14 protein-coding genes are annotated in these 14,708 nt (G+C 45.4%); 5 read left to right on the top strand and 9 right to left on the bottom strand.

Going from position 1 to position 14,708, the window contains the following annotated elements; translation table 11 throughout:
- Positions 1-304: 304 nt before the first annotated feature.
- Entirely contained in the window at positions 305-1,186 is an 882-nt protein-coding gene (locus AC0VYQ_RS10260) for a COX15/CtaA family protein (protein WP_029330938.1), read from the top strand.
- An 86-nt stretch (positions 1,187-1,272) separates the two neighbouring features.
- Here AC0VYQ_RS10260 and AC0VYQ_RS10265 read toward each other — a convergent pair whose 3' ends face one another.
- The 4 genes from AC0VYQ_RS10265 to AC0VYQ_RS10280 all read right to left on the bottom strand — a co-directional run bounded on the left by AC0VYQ_RS10265 (position 1,273) and on the right by AC0VYQ_RS10280 (position 7,791).
- A complete protein-coding gene (locus tag AC0VYQ_RS10265) occupies positions 1,273-2,631 on the bottom strand; it encodes a cryptochrome/photolyase family protein (protein ID WP_475403513.1) in 1,359 nt (452 codons plus the stop codon).
- A 113-nt stretch (positions 2,632-2,744) separates the two neighbouring features.
- Complete coding sequence (locus tag AC0VYQ_RS10270; RefSeq protein WP_475403514.1) at positions 2,745-6,179, bottom strand: pyruvate carboxylase; 3,435 nt, start codon at positions 6,177-6,179, stop codon at positions 2,745-2,747.
- Entirely contained in the window at positions 6,166-7,443 is a 1,278-nt protein-coding gene (locus AC0VYQ_RS10275; protein ID WP_029330941.1) for an FtsW/RodA/SpoVE family cell cycle protein, read from the bottom strand. Before AC0VYQ_RS10275 ends, AC0VYQ_RS10270 begins: the two co-directional genes overlap by 14 nt.
- Positions 7,444-7,512: 69 nt before the next feature.
- Positions 7,513-7,791: an Fpa/YlaN family protein gene (locus AC0VYQ_RS10280; RefSeq protein ID WP_029330942.1), complete on the bottom strand. Its 279-nt coding sequence runs from the start codon at positions 7,789-7,791 to the stop codon at positions 7,513-7,515.
- Between the two features lie 122 nt (positions 7,792-7,913).
- Here AC0VYQ_RS10280 and AC0VYQ_RS10285 point away from each other — a divergent pair, with 122 nt between their 5' ends.
- The gene (locus AC0VYQ_RS10285; RefSeq protein ID WP_029330943.1) at positions 7,914-8,375 is read left to right on the top strand and encodes a hypothetical protein; all 462 of its coding nucleotides are present in this window, start codon (positions 7,914-7,916) and stop codon (positions 8,373-8,375) included.
- Positions 8,376-8,439: 64 nt separating this feature from the next.
- Here AC0VYQ_RS10285 and AC0VYQ_RS10290 read toward each other — a convergent pair whose 3' ends face one another.
- Both AC0VYQ_RS10290 and AC0VYQ_RS10295 read right to left on the bottom strand, forming a co-directional pair.
- Entirely contained in the window at positions 8,440-9,756 is a 1,317-nt protein-coding gene (locus tag AC0VYQ_RS10290; protein WP_029330944.1) for a PhoH family protein, read from the bottom strand.
- A gap of 39 nt (positions 9,757-9,795) precedes the next feature.
- Positions 9,796-10,248: a PNPOx family protein gene (locus AC0VYQ_RS10295; protein ID WP_475403515.1), complete on the bottom strand. Its 453-nt coding sequence runs from the start codon at positions 10,246-10,248 to the stop codon at positions 9,796-9,798.
- Positions 10,249-10,368: 120 nt separating this feature from the next.
- Here AC0VYQ_RS10295 and AC0VYQ_RS10300 point away from each other — a divergent pair, with 120 nt between their 5' ends.
- A complete protein-coding gene (locus AC0VYQ_RS10300; protein WP_214765247.1) occupies positions 10,369-10,572 on the top strand; it encodes a YlaI family protein in 204 nt (67 codons plus the stop codon).
- A 75-nt stretch (positions 10,573-10,647) separates the two neighbouring features.
- On the opposite strand, the gene AC0VYQ_RS10305 is transcribed toward AC0VYQ_RS10300, so the two are convergent.
- The 3 genes from AC0VYQ_RS10305 to typA all read right to left on the bottom strand — a co-directional run bounded on the left by AC0VYQ_RS10305 (position 10,648) and on the right by typA (position 14,056).
- Positions 10,648-11,700 (bottom strand): PQQ-dependent sugar dehydrogenase, encoded by a 1,053-nt coding sequence (locus AC0VYQ_RS10305; protein WP_475403516.1) that lies wholly within the window; start codon positions 11,698-11,700, stop codon positions 10,648-10,650.
- A gap of 126 nt (positions 11,701-11,826) precedes the next feature.
- Positions 11,827-12,180 carry a YlaH-like family protein gene (locus AC0VYQ_RS10310; protein ID WP_029330948.1) on the bottom strand — a complete coding sequence of 118 codons (354 nt, stop codon included), beginning with the start codon at positions 12,178-12,180 and terminating at the stop codon, positions 11,827-11,829.
- Between the two features lie 28 nt (positions 12,181-12,208).
- Complete coding sequence (gene typA, locus AC0VYQ_RS10315) at positions 12,209-14,056, bottom strand: translational GTPase TypA (RefSeq protein ID WP_029330949.1); 1,848 nt, start codon at positions 14,054-14,056, stop codon at positions 12,209-12,211.
- Between the two features lie 185 nt (positions 14,057-14,241).
- On the opposite strand from typA, the gene AC0VYQ_RS10320 reads away from it, so the two are divergent.
- Complete coding sequence (locus tag AC0VYQ_RS10320; RefSeq protein WP_157898488.1) at positions 14,242-14,412, top strand: DUF5325 family protein; 171 nt, start codon at positions 14,242-14,244, stop codon at positions 14,410-14,412.
- Positions 14,413-14,462: 50 nt separating this feature from the next.
- Positions 14,463-14,609, top strand: coding sequence for a hypothetical protein (locus AC0VYQ_RS10325; RefSeq protein ID WP_214765251.1), 147 nt, complete (start codon positions 14,463-14,465; stop codon positions 14,607-14,609).
- Positions 14,610-14,708: the final 99 nt, after the last annotated feature.

Consider the following 14,708-nt stretch of genomic DNA (forward strand, 5'->3'; position numbering starts at 1 on the left):
GCCTGTATCCTCTCTGCACGCATGAGACACGTATTTTCTTCACAGAAATAACACAGACACGCCACGAAACGTCCTTTTCTCTATAAAAGATACCACATATTCAGGGTCGTGACGCATGAAAATACTTTCGACATAATGAACAAAATGTGAAATCTATGTGATTAACCTCACAGTTCACCATATTTACCTAATATTAGAATAGCGTTCTTCTAAAAGATTGCAAGCGTTTCGATATTTTTTATGCGATACTATTGCTATGCGCATGACTGTATATTGTATATTTTAGAAAGGTGGTGTCCGTGTCTTGAATCGAAAGCTTTCGATTTTTTCGGCATTCGTCACATTCACGATGATGATCGTATTGTTGATGGGGGGCACAGTCACAAAGACTGATTCAGGGAACGGCTGTGGAACAGACTGGCCACTCTGTCACGGAGAGCTCATTCCGACTAACCCTAGTGTAGAAACGATGATTGAATACAGCCACCGCGCCGTAACCGGTGTCGTCGGACTATTAATCATCGCATTATGTTTATGGACACTCGTCGCTTTCAAAGAGCGTCTCGATACGAAGATTTTTGCCTTTCTTGCTTTTATCTTCATGTTGATTCAATCCATCGTTGGAGCAGGTGCTGTTGTTTGGCAACAGTCTGACCTCGTCATGGCGCTCCATTTCGGGATTTCGCTTATCTCCTTCGCTTCTTTGCTCATTTTGACGCTATTAATCATGGAACGTCCAGGACGAGAATTCAGGGAAACGGTCCCAGCATTCTTACGTAAACTCCTGTACGGCCTGCTGATTTACACGCTGATCGTCGTCTATACGGGCGCATATGTCCGTCACGTCGGCGCAACGTATGCCTGTGTCGGTTGGCCCGTCTGTTCGCAACCAACGATGACATACGAGTCATGGGTCCAGATGATTCATCGCATTATGGCTGGCTTATTATTCTTCTATACGTTATATGTGCACTTCGTCGCGATTCGCTTAAAGCATCGGACGACACAAAAAGGGATGGCGTTTGCTACGTTCTTCATCAGTTGCCAAGTTGCGACAGGTGCCTGGATCGTTTTAGGCGGACACGCGACTTACGTTCCACTTTTACACGCGTTCTTGATTACATGTTACTTTGGTGTACTGTCTTACATGACGTATCACGCGTTCCGGACAAGGCAAGATCGTTAAGCATATTAGACAAGTCAAAAAAGATGGAGCATCACTTCACTGTGATGCCCCATCTTTTTTTATGTCGGTACCGCGTTCGTAGTTTATTACTTTTTAAAGCGAGAAATCGCCCGTTTACGTGCCATATCATGCTCAACGATTGGTTTTCGGTAATCATAGTCTTCACGTTGCTGGTCTGTTGGTTCATGAATGAATTTATTCGGCAAGTCCTTAATCTCTGGTACATATCGACGAATGAAGTCACCAGACGCATCAAATTTTTTCGATTGGGTCGTCGGATTGAAGACACGGAAGTATGGTACGGCGTCTGTTCCGACAGATGCTGCCCACTGCCATCCCCCGATGTTCGAAGCCGCTTCATAGTCGACTAACTTCTTCTGAAAATATTGTTCACCCTTTTGCCAATCGACTAACAAATCTTTTGTTAAAAAGGAGGCAACAATCATCCGGAGCCGGTTATGCATCCAGCCCGTTGTGTTCAGCTGACGCATCGCCGCATCGACGATGGGATAACCTGTCTCACCTTTTTTCCACGCGTCAAACCCCGTCTCGTCGTCTTCCCATTGAATGTCATTATACTGCTCGTTTACCGGTAGACGTTTTGACTCTGGATAGTGCATCAAAATTGTATAGTAAAATTCACGCCAAATTAATTCCGTCAAATAGGTTTGTTTTCCTTTTGAAGCAGCTGCTTGCTCAACCTGCGTATAAATGGTCCGAATGCTGATTTCTCCCGTCCGCAGGTAACGTGACATCAGACTCGTTCCGTCGATTGACGGGATATCCCGATTTTCTTCGTACTGTTCGAGTCCGCTCGAGATGAACTGATGTAAACGGTTCTGCGCATTTTCTTCACCCACCTGAAAATCAACCTCGGATTGAGCCTGTTTAAAGTACTCCTCAATGAACGAGTTGTCATTTTGGTGTTTTTTATACTGGGCTTGCAGACGTTCGAGATTCACTTGGACTGGTTCTGGAAGATCTTTTTTTAAGAACGCATTTTTATATGGTGTGAACACTTTATAATAGCCACCATCATTTTTCTTGACCGCATGCGGATGCAACAAGTGACGATCGAGTACACGATCCGTCTGTTGACGCTGACGCTTTTTAATAATCGCATCATCGCGCGTTTTAAACGGTTCGACGTATTCGGCGTTAAAAATTAAATGGTCTGCCATAGCTGTTTCCTCTAAGAACTTCGCTTCGTCCCCTTCAATAAAACGAATCGGCAAGCCCTTTGTTTTACAGTTATCCGAAAAGTGCTCCAGCGCTTGAAAGAAATACTGTTGTCTCGCTTCGTAAGAACCGATATAGTCCGGGTTAAGCCAAAAAACAAATTCCACGGTCGCTTGATCGTCCTGCTCGAGGTATTCTACCGCTTTCGCCAACATTTGATTATCCTGAAGTCGAAAGTCACTTCTAATCCAACAGATGATATTCATTCCTAGCTCCTCCTCCGATAATACTGCTTAAAAAGAAAAACAGGCTAGCCGCCATGCGTCTGCCTGTTTTTCATCGATTCTATTTTAAAGTTATCGAATCACCACGCTACGAATCAGATGAATTCAATTAATAAATCTTGGCTTGCGATTGCTTCGCCTTCGTTGACATGGACGGCTTTAATTTCTCCGTCTTCCGGTGCTTGAATCGTCGTTTCCATTTTCATCGCCTCCGTGACGAGCAATTGCTCCCCTTTACGGACACGTGCTCCTGGTTCGACAAGAACTTTCAGGACACTTCCCGGCATCGATGCACCAATCTGTTTCGGGTTCGACCGGTCCGCCTTCGGACGACTGGACGAACTTTCCTTGACGCTAATGTCCTTGACTTCAACTTCACGCGGAACACCATTCATTTCGTAGTAAACGATTCGCACACCGTGATCATTCGGCTGTCCGACTTGAATCAACTTGAGGTACAACGTTTTACCACGTTCGATTTCGACTTCGATCGTTTCACCGAGTCGCATGCCGTGGAAGAATGTACTCGTATCAAGGACCGAGACATCTCCATAACGCGCGATATATGAACTATAATCCATGAATACTTTCGGATAAAGCGCGTACGCAAGCGCATCGAATTCAGTAATCGGTCGTTCGAGCTTTTCAAACAATTCGTGTTTGATGGCGTCAAAGTTAAGCGGCTCCATCATTTTCCCTGGACGTTCTGTTAATGGTGCGACACCTTTGAGGATCGCATCTTGCACTTGTTTCGGGAACCCATCCGGAGGTGTGCCAAGCTCACCTTTCATCAGTTCGACGACTGAATCCGGGAAATCGAGCCCACTCGCACGATGTAAGACGTCTCCTTCTGTCAAGTGATGTTGGACCATGAACAAGGCCATATCTCCCACTACTTTAGACGACGGTGTTACTTTGACGATGTCACCAAACAACATGTTGACGCGAGCGTACATACTCTTGACTTCCGACCAACGATCTCCGAGTCCTACTGCTTTTGCCTGTTGTTGAAGATTCGAATATTGACCGCCCGGCATTTCATGGTCGTAAACGGTTGGATTCGGTGCTAACATATCGAGTTCGAACGCTTTATACAAGTGACGAACATCTTGCCAATAATCTGAAATTTGTTCGAATTTCTGTGCTGAAACAAGTGGCTGACGTGGGTGTCCACTCAGCGCATGGATTAAACTTCCTCCTGCTGGTTGACTCGTTAAGCCGGCCATACTCGAAGCTGCGACATCGACGACGTCAACACCGGCATCGACTGCACGGGCATACGTGTAGATTCCGTTCCCACTCGCATCATGTGTATGGAGGTGGATCGGTAAATCGACAGCATCTTTTAAAGCAGAGACTAACGCATACGCTGCTTCCGGCTTTAACAGACCCGCCATATCTTTGATTGCGATGATGTGCGCGCCACTTGCTTCCAATTGTTTCGCTAACTTGACGTAATACGGCAAGTGATACTTCGGACGATTCGCATCGAACAGATCGCCTGTATAACAGACGGCTGCTTCTGCAATCTTCCCTGTCGGTAAGACCGCGTCAATCGCTAATTGGATTGATTCCGGATTGTTCAAGCTATCAAAGATTCGGAAGACATCAACGCCTGCTTGGGCCGCTTCCTTGACGAAAGCATGAATGACGTTGTCCGGATAGTTTTTATAACCGACTGCATTCGCACCACGTAATAGCATTTGAATCAAGACGTTTGGCATTTGTTCACGTAATTTCATTAAACGAGTCCAAGGATCTTCTGACAAGAAACGATATGCTACATCGAACGTCGCGCCACCCCACGCCTCGACCGAGAACAATTCTGGCAAGAGTTTTGCTTCTGCTTCTGCAATCGCTACTAAATCTTTCGTCCGCATCCGCGTCGCAAGTAACGACTGGTGTGCATCCCGGAATGTCGTGTCTGTCAACAAGACCTGTTCTTGTGCTTTCAACCAATTCGCAACACCAACCGGCCCTTCTGCATCAAGTAACGCTTTCGTGCCCGCTTGATACGTCGTTGGTAAATCTTTCGGAATCCGAACGTCACGTGCTAACGGTTTGTCGATTTTTCCGATACCAGGGAATCCATTGACAGAAACTTCGCCGATATACGTTAATAACTTTGTTCCACGGTCTTGCCGTTTCGGGAAGATGAATAATTCTTGCGTATCATCGATGAAGGACGTATTGTAGTCACCACTGATGAATGCATGGTGTTTCAAGACGTTGCTTAGGAACGGAATGTTTGTTTTGATTCCACGGATCCGGAACTCACTTAAGTTTCGGCTCATCTTCGCGACAGCTTGATCGTACGTCAGGCCGTGCGTTGAGATTTTAACGAGCAGTGAATCATAGTATGGTGAGATTTCTGCACCGACGTATGCATTCCCTCCGTCAAGACGGACTCCGAAACCGCCGGGTGAGCGGTAAGCTTTAATTTTCCCCGTATCGGGTAAAAAGCCGTTTTCTGGATCTTCCGATGTAATCCGGCTTTGAATCGCGAAACCAAGCATCTGAATCTCTTCTTGCACCGGAATTCCAACGAGCTCACTATGGAGCGACTCACCTTCTGCCACCCGAATTTGCGTTTGTACGATGTCGACGCCTGTAATCATCTCTGTGATTGTGTGCTCGACCTGGACACGCGGGTTAACTTCGATGAAGTAGAACGATTCATCTTGCGTCACTAGGAACTCGACTGTTCCTGCGTTCTCGTACCCGACGTGTTTCATTAGCGTTACTGCCGCGTCACAAATTTTCTTACGTCCTGCATCGGAAAGCGTGACACATGGTGCCACTTCGACAACCTTTTGATGTCGACGCTGAACAGAGCAGTCACGTTCGAATAAGTGAATGATATTACCATGGGCATCGCCAATGATTTGGACTTCGATATGTTTCGGTCGTTCAATTAATTTCTCAATGTATATTTCGTCTGATCCGAAAGCCTTTAATGCTTCTGATTTCGCACGCTCAATCATTTCCGGCAGCTCTTCCTCTGTCCGGACAACGCGCATACCGCGTCCTCCTCCACCAAGAGAAGCTTTAACCATCAATGGATAACCTGTTTTTTCAGCAAAAGCATAGGCTTCTTCCATCGTTGAAATCGGACCGTCCGTTCCCGGAATGACAGGTAAGCCGGCTTCGATTGCTGTCGTACGCGCTCGTACCTTGTCACCGAATTTATAAAGATGTTCTTCTTGTGGACCGATAAAGATGATGCCTTCTTCACGACAACGTTTTGCGAGTTCAATGTTTTCAGACAGAAAACCATACCCTGGGTGAATCGCGTCACACTCTGCTTTTTTAGCAGTTGCGATGATACCTTCAATGTCTAGGTACGCTTCGATTGGTTTCTTCCCCTCACCAATCCGATATGCTTCGTCTGCTTTATAACGGTGAAGCGATCCCATGTCTTCTCTCGAATAAATCGCAACTGTCCGAATGCCTAATTCGGTTGCTGCCCGAAATACTCGGATTGCGATTTCACCACGGTTTGCTACAAGAATCTTTTTAATTTTTGTCAACTGATGCTCCCCCTTTTGTTAATGAACTCGTTGCGCTCATCGTCCGTGCATCTTGCACTTCTTTATGATACGCTATTCGATGTTTATTTTGCATGGAAATATTCGCCAGCACACCGAGCATCGTACTCATGACGAGTAACGAAGACCCCCCGTAACTGATGAATGGTAACGTGACCCCGGTTCCCGGGAACAAACCTGACATGGCACCGATATTGATCGTTGTCTGGATGAAGATGATGGAAGAAATACCAATCGCCATCATGCTTGAATACAGCGAAACACATTTTTGGGCGATTCTCGCACCTTGAAACATTAAGAAAAACAGTAATCCAAGGACGACAAGTACGCCGACAAATCCAAGTTCTTCCGAAATGATTGACATGATGTAATCGGTCTCTGGTTCAGGTAGATACCCATATTTCTGAAAACTGTTCCCTAACCCGACGCCGAACACGCCTCCATGGGCAATTGAAATGACCGAATTGATCAATTGATAGCCTTTTCCCTCCGCATCGAGGAACGGGTTGAAGATGACATGGATTCGTTTCAGCTGATTCTCTGAAAAATTATTATACGCATAGAAACCAACTAACGGTATTGCGATGAACCCTAATGTGATGTAACCACTCGGTAATCCGACAGCAAACCAAATCATTGCCGTAATCAACAACAAGATGAACAATCCCCCATCATCGGGTTGCATCCGGATGATGATTGCATAAGGTGCCAGCAAGACGAGCATCGGAATTAAAATCCAATCAGACAAACTAAGTAACATCCGTTTAACGGTAGATGAAGGAGAGATTTGACGGTGGATGAAGTGATGAACGATTCCGATTACGCCATTCAACGTCCCTTTTTGTTTTTGATCAAAATAATTCGCTAATCCGACGACTAAGACGAATTTACAGAGCTCGATCGGTTGAATCAAAAAGATACCAAAGTTCAACCACGCCCGTGCCCCGTTCAACGGTTCAGAAAACAACGTCGCCATCAACATCACCCATGTGATGAGATACAAGACTAAACGAAAAATCGGACCTCGAAGCACTTCATGATTGAGATGCGCAACAAATAAAAATGCCACGATCGCCAAGCCGTCAAACATCAGTTGTTTCTCGAAAAACGAAGTGTTCGCATAATCGCCACCGTTCCAAACACTAGCGCTATAAACCATCACCGTACTGATTGCCATCAGAATCAACATCGTAAAGAACAAGCGAAAGTCAAAAAATGCTCGTCTTTCTTTAAACTTCGATTGCATATGTACACGTCCCTTTTCTAGTTCTAAAAAAAAATACCCAAACGCCGCATTTCACGTTTGAGTAGAAAATCAGCACGTCTCCGCATCATGTAAGTCAGATAGTTGCTGTTCAAGTGATTCGAGTAATTGTTTCCCTTCACTCGCATCAATCAGTTCAAGACGAACGGCAAAATCAATTTGGCGTGACAATCCGAACATTTGTGTATCCAATACTTCCTCATAAAGAGGACATTGTGGCATCGTTAAATTCGCAAGCTGGACCTCGATCAACCGGCGGATTTTATGGGCATCCGCTTCTAGTAGCTCAAGAGCGCGCTGGCGATGAACTGTCCCGATTTCAGTTGACAATCCAATCCCTCCTCATCAAATGACGCGTTCCTGTTATAGATAAACTTTACCTTACTTTCGCTAACAATTCAACGTTTCGGTATAATGGATTTGTAGCATTCACACATTTAGGGGGAATAGAGATGATTTTTCCAATCACAGGTAAGGTACGGTACACATTAACGATTGATCCAACCGTCTGGATCTTTGACGATCGTAAGATTGCGGTCGAACAAATCGGACAAGAGACAGAGCATAATGCCGCTGAAGCATACTATGCGAAAATGGGGGCTGCTTGGGACAAGGGGATTACGGAAGGGAGTCGGACCGATCACAATAAACCGATGACGCGCGAAGAAAAAGATGACGCACTCCGCGGGACGTTCGCGATGCCACTCCTTCCATTCATCACAAATGCCGAAGTACTAGACGATGCCTCACAATTACGTTTTGAAGGAATCGATACCGTCGAACTCCCACTCGAGGTACTGCCTCAACTCTACTTACAATTTTCAAAAGACGGGAAAGTCTTAACCGATGGTCCCGTTCATTTACTTTATCAAGATCAAGTCGTCCGTTCGGTCAATCGGATCACTGTCATCTAATAGCAAACTGCCCTCTTTTCCTTCTAACGTTAACGACTGAAGGAAAAGAGGGCAGTTTTATTTTTTAAAGCAAGTCGGCCGCAAGACGCGCGAGGTTCGACCGTTCCCCTTTGACAAGTTTGACGTGCCCTGTCATTTTTTCACCTTTTAACCGTTCAACTGCATAGGATAGACCATTTGAATATTCATCGAGATACGGATGATCAATTTGTTGCGGATCCCCGACGAGAACAATTTTCGAGTTTTCCCCGACACGAGTCAAAATCGTTTTCACTTCATGTTTCGTTAAGTTTTGTGCTTCATCGATGATGATGAACTGTCCCGGCATACTCCGCCCGCGGATATAAGTTAATGCCTCAAGCTGAATCGATTTCATGCCCGCTAGGATATTTCCAAGTTCATCACCCGAACCCGTATTGAACAAATGCTCCAAATTATCATAAATCGGTTGCATCCACGGTCGAAGCTTCTCTTCCATCTCACCCGGTAAATAGCCGATGTCATTTCCCATCGGAACGACAGGACGAGCGACGACTAGTTTTTTATAACGATGTTCATCTTCGACTTGCAATAATCCGGCCGCAAGTGCGAGCAATGTTTTCCCCGTTCCTGCCTTGCCGACGAGTGTAACGAGCGGAACATCATCCCGAAGTAACAATTCGAACGCCATGCGCTGTTGAACGTTACGGGGGACGACACCCCATACTTGATCGATATCAAGCGAAAGTGCCCGGATGATAGGCAATTCCTGATCGACGACAGCGAAAGCTGACGCTTTCGATACATTGCTTTTTAAAATGACGAATTGATTCGGATAAACTTTTTCATTCAAGATATCCACTGAGAGCCGTTTGTCTTCGTAAAAGGCATCGATGTATTCCTGGTCGACGACTGCTTCAATGAAACCCGTATATAACCCTGTCAAATCCGCAATATGATCCGTCAAGTAATCTTCTGCGACAAGTCCGTACGCATCTGCCTTAACACGAACGAGAATATCTTTTGAGACGAGAATGACGTCACGTCCACTCTGTAGTTCCTGCTGTTCCCGATGAATCGACCACGCCAACTCGAGAATCTTATTGTCATTCGATTCATGTGTGAACGGTGAGACGTCACTGATCGTGTCACCGATGTCGACACGGAGGATGCCGCCATTTCCGAGCGGTACTCCTGCATGAAGATGACCCGCTTCCCTTAATTGATCCAAAATCCGCGCGGTCTCTCGAGCATTTCGCCCGACTTCATCCATGTTTCGTTTTTTTCCGTCCAGCTCTTCTAAGACGATTGCCGGTATGACGACATCATGTTCTTGGAATTGAAATAAAGATAATGGATCGTGGAGCATGACATTAGTATCGAGCACGTATATTTTTTTCATTCCATCGTTCGCCCCTTTAGAGTCGAGTTTTGATGAATGTTACGCTTTTAGAATCGCATGCATTTGTTGATCTAGACGTAACGCTGCCGTTTCGTCATACGTTTTCTCGATACGAGGACGATTGGATACAGCGGCTCCGTAAAATAAAATATCGCGTACTTCTTCTACCATTCCTTCGTAAAATGCAAGCTTTAATGGCACTTCGGCTGCCGGATCCCAGCGCTTCACCTCCGTACACGTCAAGCTATAGGCAGATTGATCGGCAAAGAAAATCAATGTGAAAACAGGATACTCTGCCAACGTCTTGACGATATGCGAATCGGCTTCAATCGCAAATCGGACCGTTTGTTCATCTTTTGCATAAACCCAACTGATTGCATGGGTGATGGGCCAACTTTTCGATTGATCGTGCGTGATTAAAAAAACGAGTGGTAAATCGGATAACGCTTCGAGTTGCTTTAGATTCAGACGATGTTCCATTTTATTTGCCATGGTGTCACCCCCCTATTTATCTTACTGACTTAGTTTCGAGTCATGTCATTCAATTCCCTTTTTTACATCTGAATAATCTTTTAATATGGTATACTAGTAAAAAAAGAGGAGGACCTCGAAATGCGTGTAAAATGTACTATCTGCGATAAACGCGAAACGATCGACGACTGGTCCTTCGCAGCAAAACGCTTACGTAACAAACCGGTTCGCATCTATTTGTGCGATGAATGCAATGAGCGTATCGAGCAACGGACGATTGCGCGCGAAGCAACCGGGAACTTTAACTTATATCCGACGTGGGCGTCTACTAAAAAAAGATGGTGACGGCTTACTTTCTATGCTGAAGTAACTTTGAGCTCCTGTGACATCCGGATGATGTCGAAGGAGCTTTTCATATCTTTACGGGTCGAAGCGGACAAAAACATCATCATTTTTCTCAGGATTTCCACGGCCGTCCGTATTGTTCGTAAGGAAATATAGTGCAGTTTCATCTGTCATGACGTCACGAATGCGTCCACGGTCCGTTACGACTTGTTCGACTTGCTTCGTGCTCTCTTCAATCGAGCGAAGGCTCTGCCCGACCAACGTACCGAAATACAACTTCCCATTAAGTTCCGTCACCCCGCTTGGTGCAACGGAGCGATTTCCTACTTCATACCACGGTGTGACTAATCCTTGTTGTTTTTCCATCCCTTCAATCAACGGCCATCCATAATTTTTCTGTTCAATTTTATTGATTTCATCATGTCCGCTTTGACCATGTTCGGTCGCAAAAAGCTGATTTCCGACAAAAACAAGACCTTGTGGATTACGATGACCATAACTATAGACGTAACCCTCCAGATTCCCTTCAACCGGCTCTCCCGTTAAGTCCATCCGTAAAATTTTTCCGGCCAAAGAGGATAGCTTCTGTGCATTCTCGGGAACTGCAGCATCTCCTGCCGTGACGTACAGGTAACCATCCGGCCCAATCTCGATTCGACCGCCATTATGAATCGAGGACCCAGGAATGCCATCCAGTAAAATGCTTTTTTCTATCCAGTCCCCATCCTTCCGTTCGATTGAAATGACACGATTCCGTAGCTCACCTGCTTGTTCATACGTATGGTATACATAAGCGAGCTGATTCTCTTCAAAGTCGGGATCAAGGGCCATTCCAAGTAGTCCACCTTCCCCTTCCGCCACGACTTCTTCCGTCAGACGTGGGGCTGTTCGCGAATAATCCCCTTGCGTTCCTTCGACGATTTTTCCATCTCGTTCTGTAATATAAAATGTATCCCCTGACATCTCGACATTCCACGGTGCCTGCAGGGACTCGAAAATGATGTCGGCTCCCTCTTCAGCCTCTTGTTTAGTATCTGTTTGACTCGACTCCTCCGTCTTTGAATCAGTCGCACAACCGACTAATAACATCGTAAGACTCAGCGGGGCGAGCCAGCTCCATTTATTCATTTTCATCACTCCTTAAAGGTTTTTCCCCTGACTTTCTCGTTTCTATTCCTTTATTTACCGATTGAACGATAAAACAAAAAGTCCGCCTTCACAAGGAAGACGGACTTTTAGACGAATCAAATGAATTTAAGATGCAGTCTGTTCTCGATCGCGTTTGACACGCCACATCCGGAAACGATAAATCCCGAGGATGGCGACCATCGCAAGCAATACTTCAGGAATCGGCCACGTCCAAAAGACGAGTGTTAAAGCCGCTGAAAAGACAGCTAATAAAAGATAGACGATCAGCGATTTCCACCAAGCTAATTCCTTTGCAAAACCTAGCTTAAACACGACGAGCGTCAAAATGACGACCGTAATCATCAATGCATTGAAACCCGCACTTAAGTTATTCGGATCACTCCCGACGCCAAGAAACTTGGCGACGGCAGGAATATCGAATTTCGAGAAATCAGAAGCAACGGCAGGTTGTGCAGACATTGCCAGTCCCCCTTACATTGTTAAGAACTCAGTCTTTTCCAAGACGACGACGTTTGTCTTGTTTTTCACGTTCGTTCTTGTTCAACACTTGTTTACGAAGACGAACTGATTCCGGTGTAATTTCACAGTACTCATCTTCATTCAAGAATGTTAATGATTCTTCAAGTGAGAAGACACGTGGACGTTTAAGAACGTTTGTCGTATCTTTCGCAGATGCACGCATGTTCGTCAATTGTTTCGCTTTAACAACGTTAACAGCGAGATCGACGTCACGGTTACATTCCCCGATAATCATTCCTTCATATACTTCAAGGCCTGGCTCGATGAAGATCGTTCCACGGTCTTCAAGAGCAGAGATTGCGTAAGCAGTCGCTTTTCCTGTTTCAATCGAAACCATAACACCACTACGACGACCACCGATGTCTGCGTTGATGAACGGACGGTACTCTTCGAATGTGTGGTTCATGATGCCGTATCCGCGTGTTGCAGATAAGAATTCGTTACGGTAACCAATCAAACCGCGTGAAGGAACGATGAATTCCATTTTCGTTTGACCGTTATCCATTGTTTGCATGTTCGTCAATTCACCTTTACGGAGACCGATCGATTCCATGACTCCACCAGTATACTCTTCAGGAGTATCGATGACGACGCGCTCAAACGGCTCGACTTTAACGCCATCTTCAACTTTGATGATTACCTGTGGTTTCGAAACTTGAATTTCGTAACCTTCACGACGCATGTTTTCGATCAAGATACCAAGGTGAAGCTCACCACGACCTGAAACAATCCAGCGGTCAGGAGAATCTGTGTTTTCGATACGAAGCGAAACATCTGTTTCAAGTTCTTTTTCAAGACGCTCTTCGATTTTACGTGAAGTAACGAGATCCCCTTCACGACCAGCGAATGGCGAGTTGTTGACGATGAACGTCATTTGAAGTGTTGGCTCATCAATCCGAAGCAATGGAAGTGGATCGACGTGTGACGTTGGACACACTGTTTCACCGACGTTGATATCTTCCATACCTGCGATTGCGATCAAGTCTCCAGCTTTCGCTGCTTCGATTTCAACGCGTTTAAGGCCGAAGTATCCGAATAATTTCGTTACACGGAAGTTTTTGATTGATCCATCAAGTTTAGAAAGCGAAACACTATCGCCGACTTTGATTTCTCCACGGAAGACACGACCAACTCCGATACGACCAAGGTAGTTGTCATAATCAAGCATCGTAACTTGGAACTGAAGTGGATCCATGCTGTTATCGACAGGTGCTGGTGTGTGCTCAAGAATCAAATCAAGAACGTTCGTAATTGTATCTTCTTGTTTATCAAGTTCAGGTTCAAATGAACTTGAGCCGTTGACTGCCGATGCATAAACGACTGGGAATTCGAGTTGATCTTCGTCTGCGCCAAGATCGATTAAAAGATCGACGACTTCATCGACGACTTCGAGTGGACGAACCATCGGCTTGTCGATTTTGTTGACGACGACGATTGGTTGTAATCCTTGCTCGAGTGCTTTTTTCAATACGAAACGTGTTTGTGGCATACAGCCTTCACGTGCATCGACGACGAGGATAACGCCATCTACCATACGCATGATACGTTCAACTTCTCCACCGAAATCGGCGTGACCTGGTGTATCAACGATGTTGATGCGGGTATTTTTATAATCGATTGCTGTGTTTTTCGCGAGGATTGTGATTCCGCGTTCACGCTCGATATCATTTGAGTCCATTGCGCGTTCTTCAACTAGTTCATTCGCACGGAATGTCCCAGATTGTTTTAAAAGCTCATCGACGAGTGTCGTTTTACCATGGTCAACGTGGGCGATGATCGCGACGTTGCGTAAATCAGTTCTTACTAAAGTTGTCATAAGTGTGTACCTCTTTCTATTCATTTAAATAATCCAACATTACTTTCGGTCAACTTTAAGAGTATAGCACAGGTTGAGTGGCAGTTGGCAATGACTATGATTCAAGCTTATAGCGAAAGCCTTTTCATTGACCCCGTTTCACGCTAAACTAAATACGTACTCACGTAAAACGAGGGGGAAATGATATGCGGTTCGTCTTTTTATTGTTGGCAGTATTAGCAGTAGGTTCGATGGCAGCGATCGGGATTTTCATCGCTGAACAAAACATGCTGATGGTCTTCATCTCGCTACTTCTAGTATTTGTTTCGATGGGCGTCGGTTTTGTTTTGAAAGCCCGCCTTCGGAGACAGTCTTAAACGTCCTTTATGGGCGTTTCAGCGTGTAGACAAACTTATGAAGCATGAGCATGCGATATCGAGAAGCAATCCGTTCGCGCTTCCCTGTCTCGTCTCGTCTTCAAAGCGGCAATCTTCCGCGCCGCTACAGCAAAGCTGCAGGGTCACGACCGATTGCTTTTCGCTTTAAAAGCGATTCAAGACGGATTGCGCTCTAAACCGTCTGCAGGTCTGGATTTCCTTCACGGCATTACCTAAAAAAGCGTCGCGTTTGGTGACTCATACGGGAAAAGTTCGTGTTTAACGCACTTTCAGAG

The organism is Exiguobacterium sp. QJM3NY_9 (assembly GCF_056173545.1).

Excerpts from the sequence above, each read along its gene's own strand:
- AC0VYQ_RS10265 (WP_475403513.1), bottom strand. The coding sequence starts at position 2,631 with ATGAATATCATCTGTTGGATTAGAAGTGACTTTCGACTTCAGGATAAT.
- AC0VYQ_RS10275 (WP_029330941.1), bottom strand. The coding sequence starts at position 7,443 with ATGCAATCGAAGTTTAAAGAAAGACGAGCATTTTTTGACTTTCGCTTG.
- AC0VYQ_RS10285 (WP_029330943.1), top strand. The coding sequence starts at position 7,914 with ATGATTTTTCCAATCACAGGTAAGGTACGGTACACATTAACGATTGAT.
- AC0VYQ_RS10290 (WP_029330944.1), bottom strand. The coding sequence starts at position 9,756 with ATGAAAAAAATATACGTGCTCGATACTAATGTCATGCTCCACGATCCA.
- AC0VYQ_RS10295 (WP_475403515.1), bottom strand. The coding sequence starts at position 10,248 with ATGGCAAATAAAATGGAACATCGTCTGAATCTAAAGCAACTCGAAGCG.
- AC0VYQ_RS10300 (WP_214765247.1), top strand. The coding sequence starts at position 10,369 with ATGCGTGTAAAATGTACTATCTGCGATAAACGCGAAACGATCGACGAC.
- AC0VYQ_RS10305 (WP_475403516.1), bottom strand. The coding sequence starts at position 11,700 with ATGAATAAATGGAGCTGGCTCGCCCCGCTGAGTCTTACGATGTTATTA.
- AC0VYQ_RS10310 (WP_029330948.1), bottom strand. The coding sequence starts at position 12,180 with ATGTCTGCACAACCTGCCGTTGCTTCTGATTTCTCGAAATTCGATATT.
- typA (WP_029330949.1), bottom strand. The coding sequence starts at position 14,056 with ATGACAACTTTAGTAAGAACTGATTTACGCAACGTCGCGATCATCGCC.
- AC0VYQ_RS10320 (WP_157898488.1), top strand. The coding sequence starts at position 14,242 with ATGCGGTTCGTCTTTTTATTGTTGGCAGTATTAGCAGTAGGTTCGATG.
- AC0VYQ_RS10325 (WP_214765251.1), top strand. The coding sequence starts at position 14,463 with ATGCGATATCGAGAAGCAATCCGTTCGCGCTTCCCTGTCTCGTCTCGT.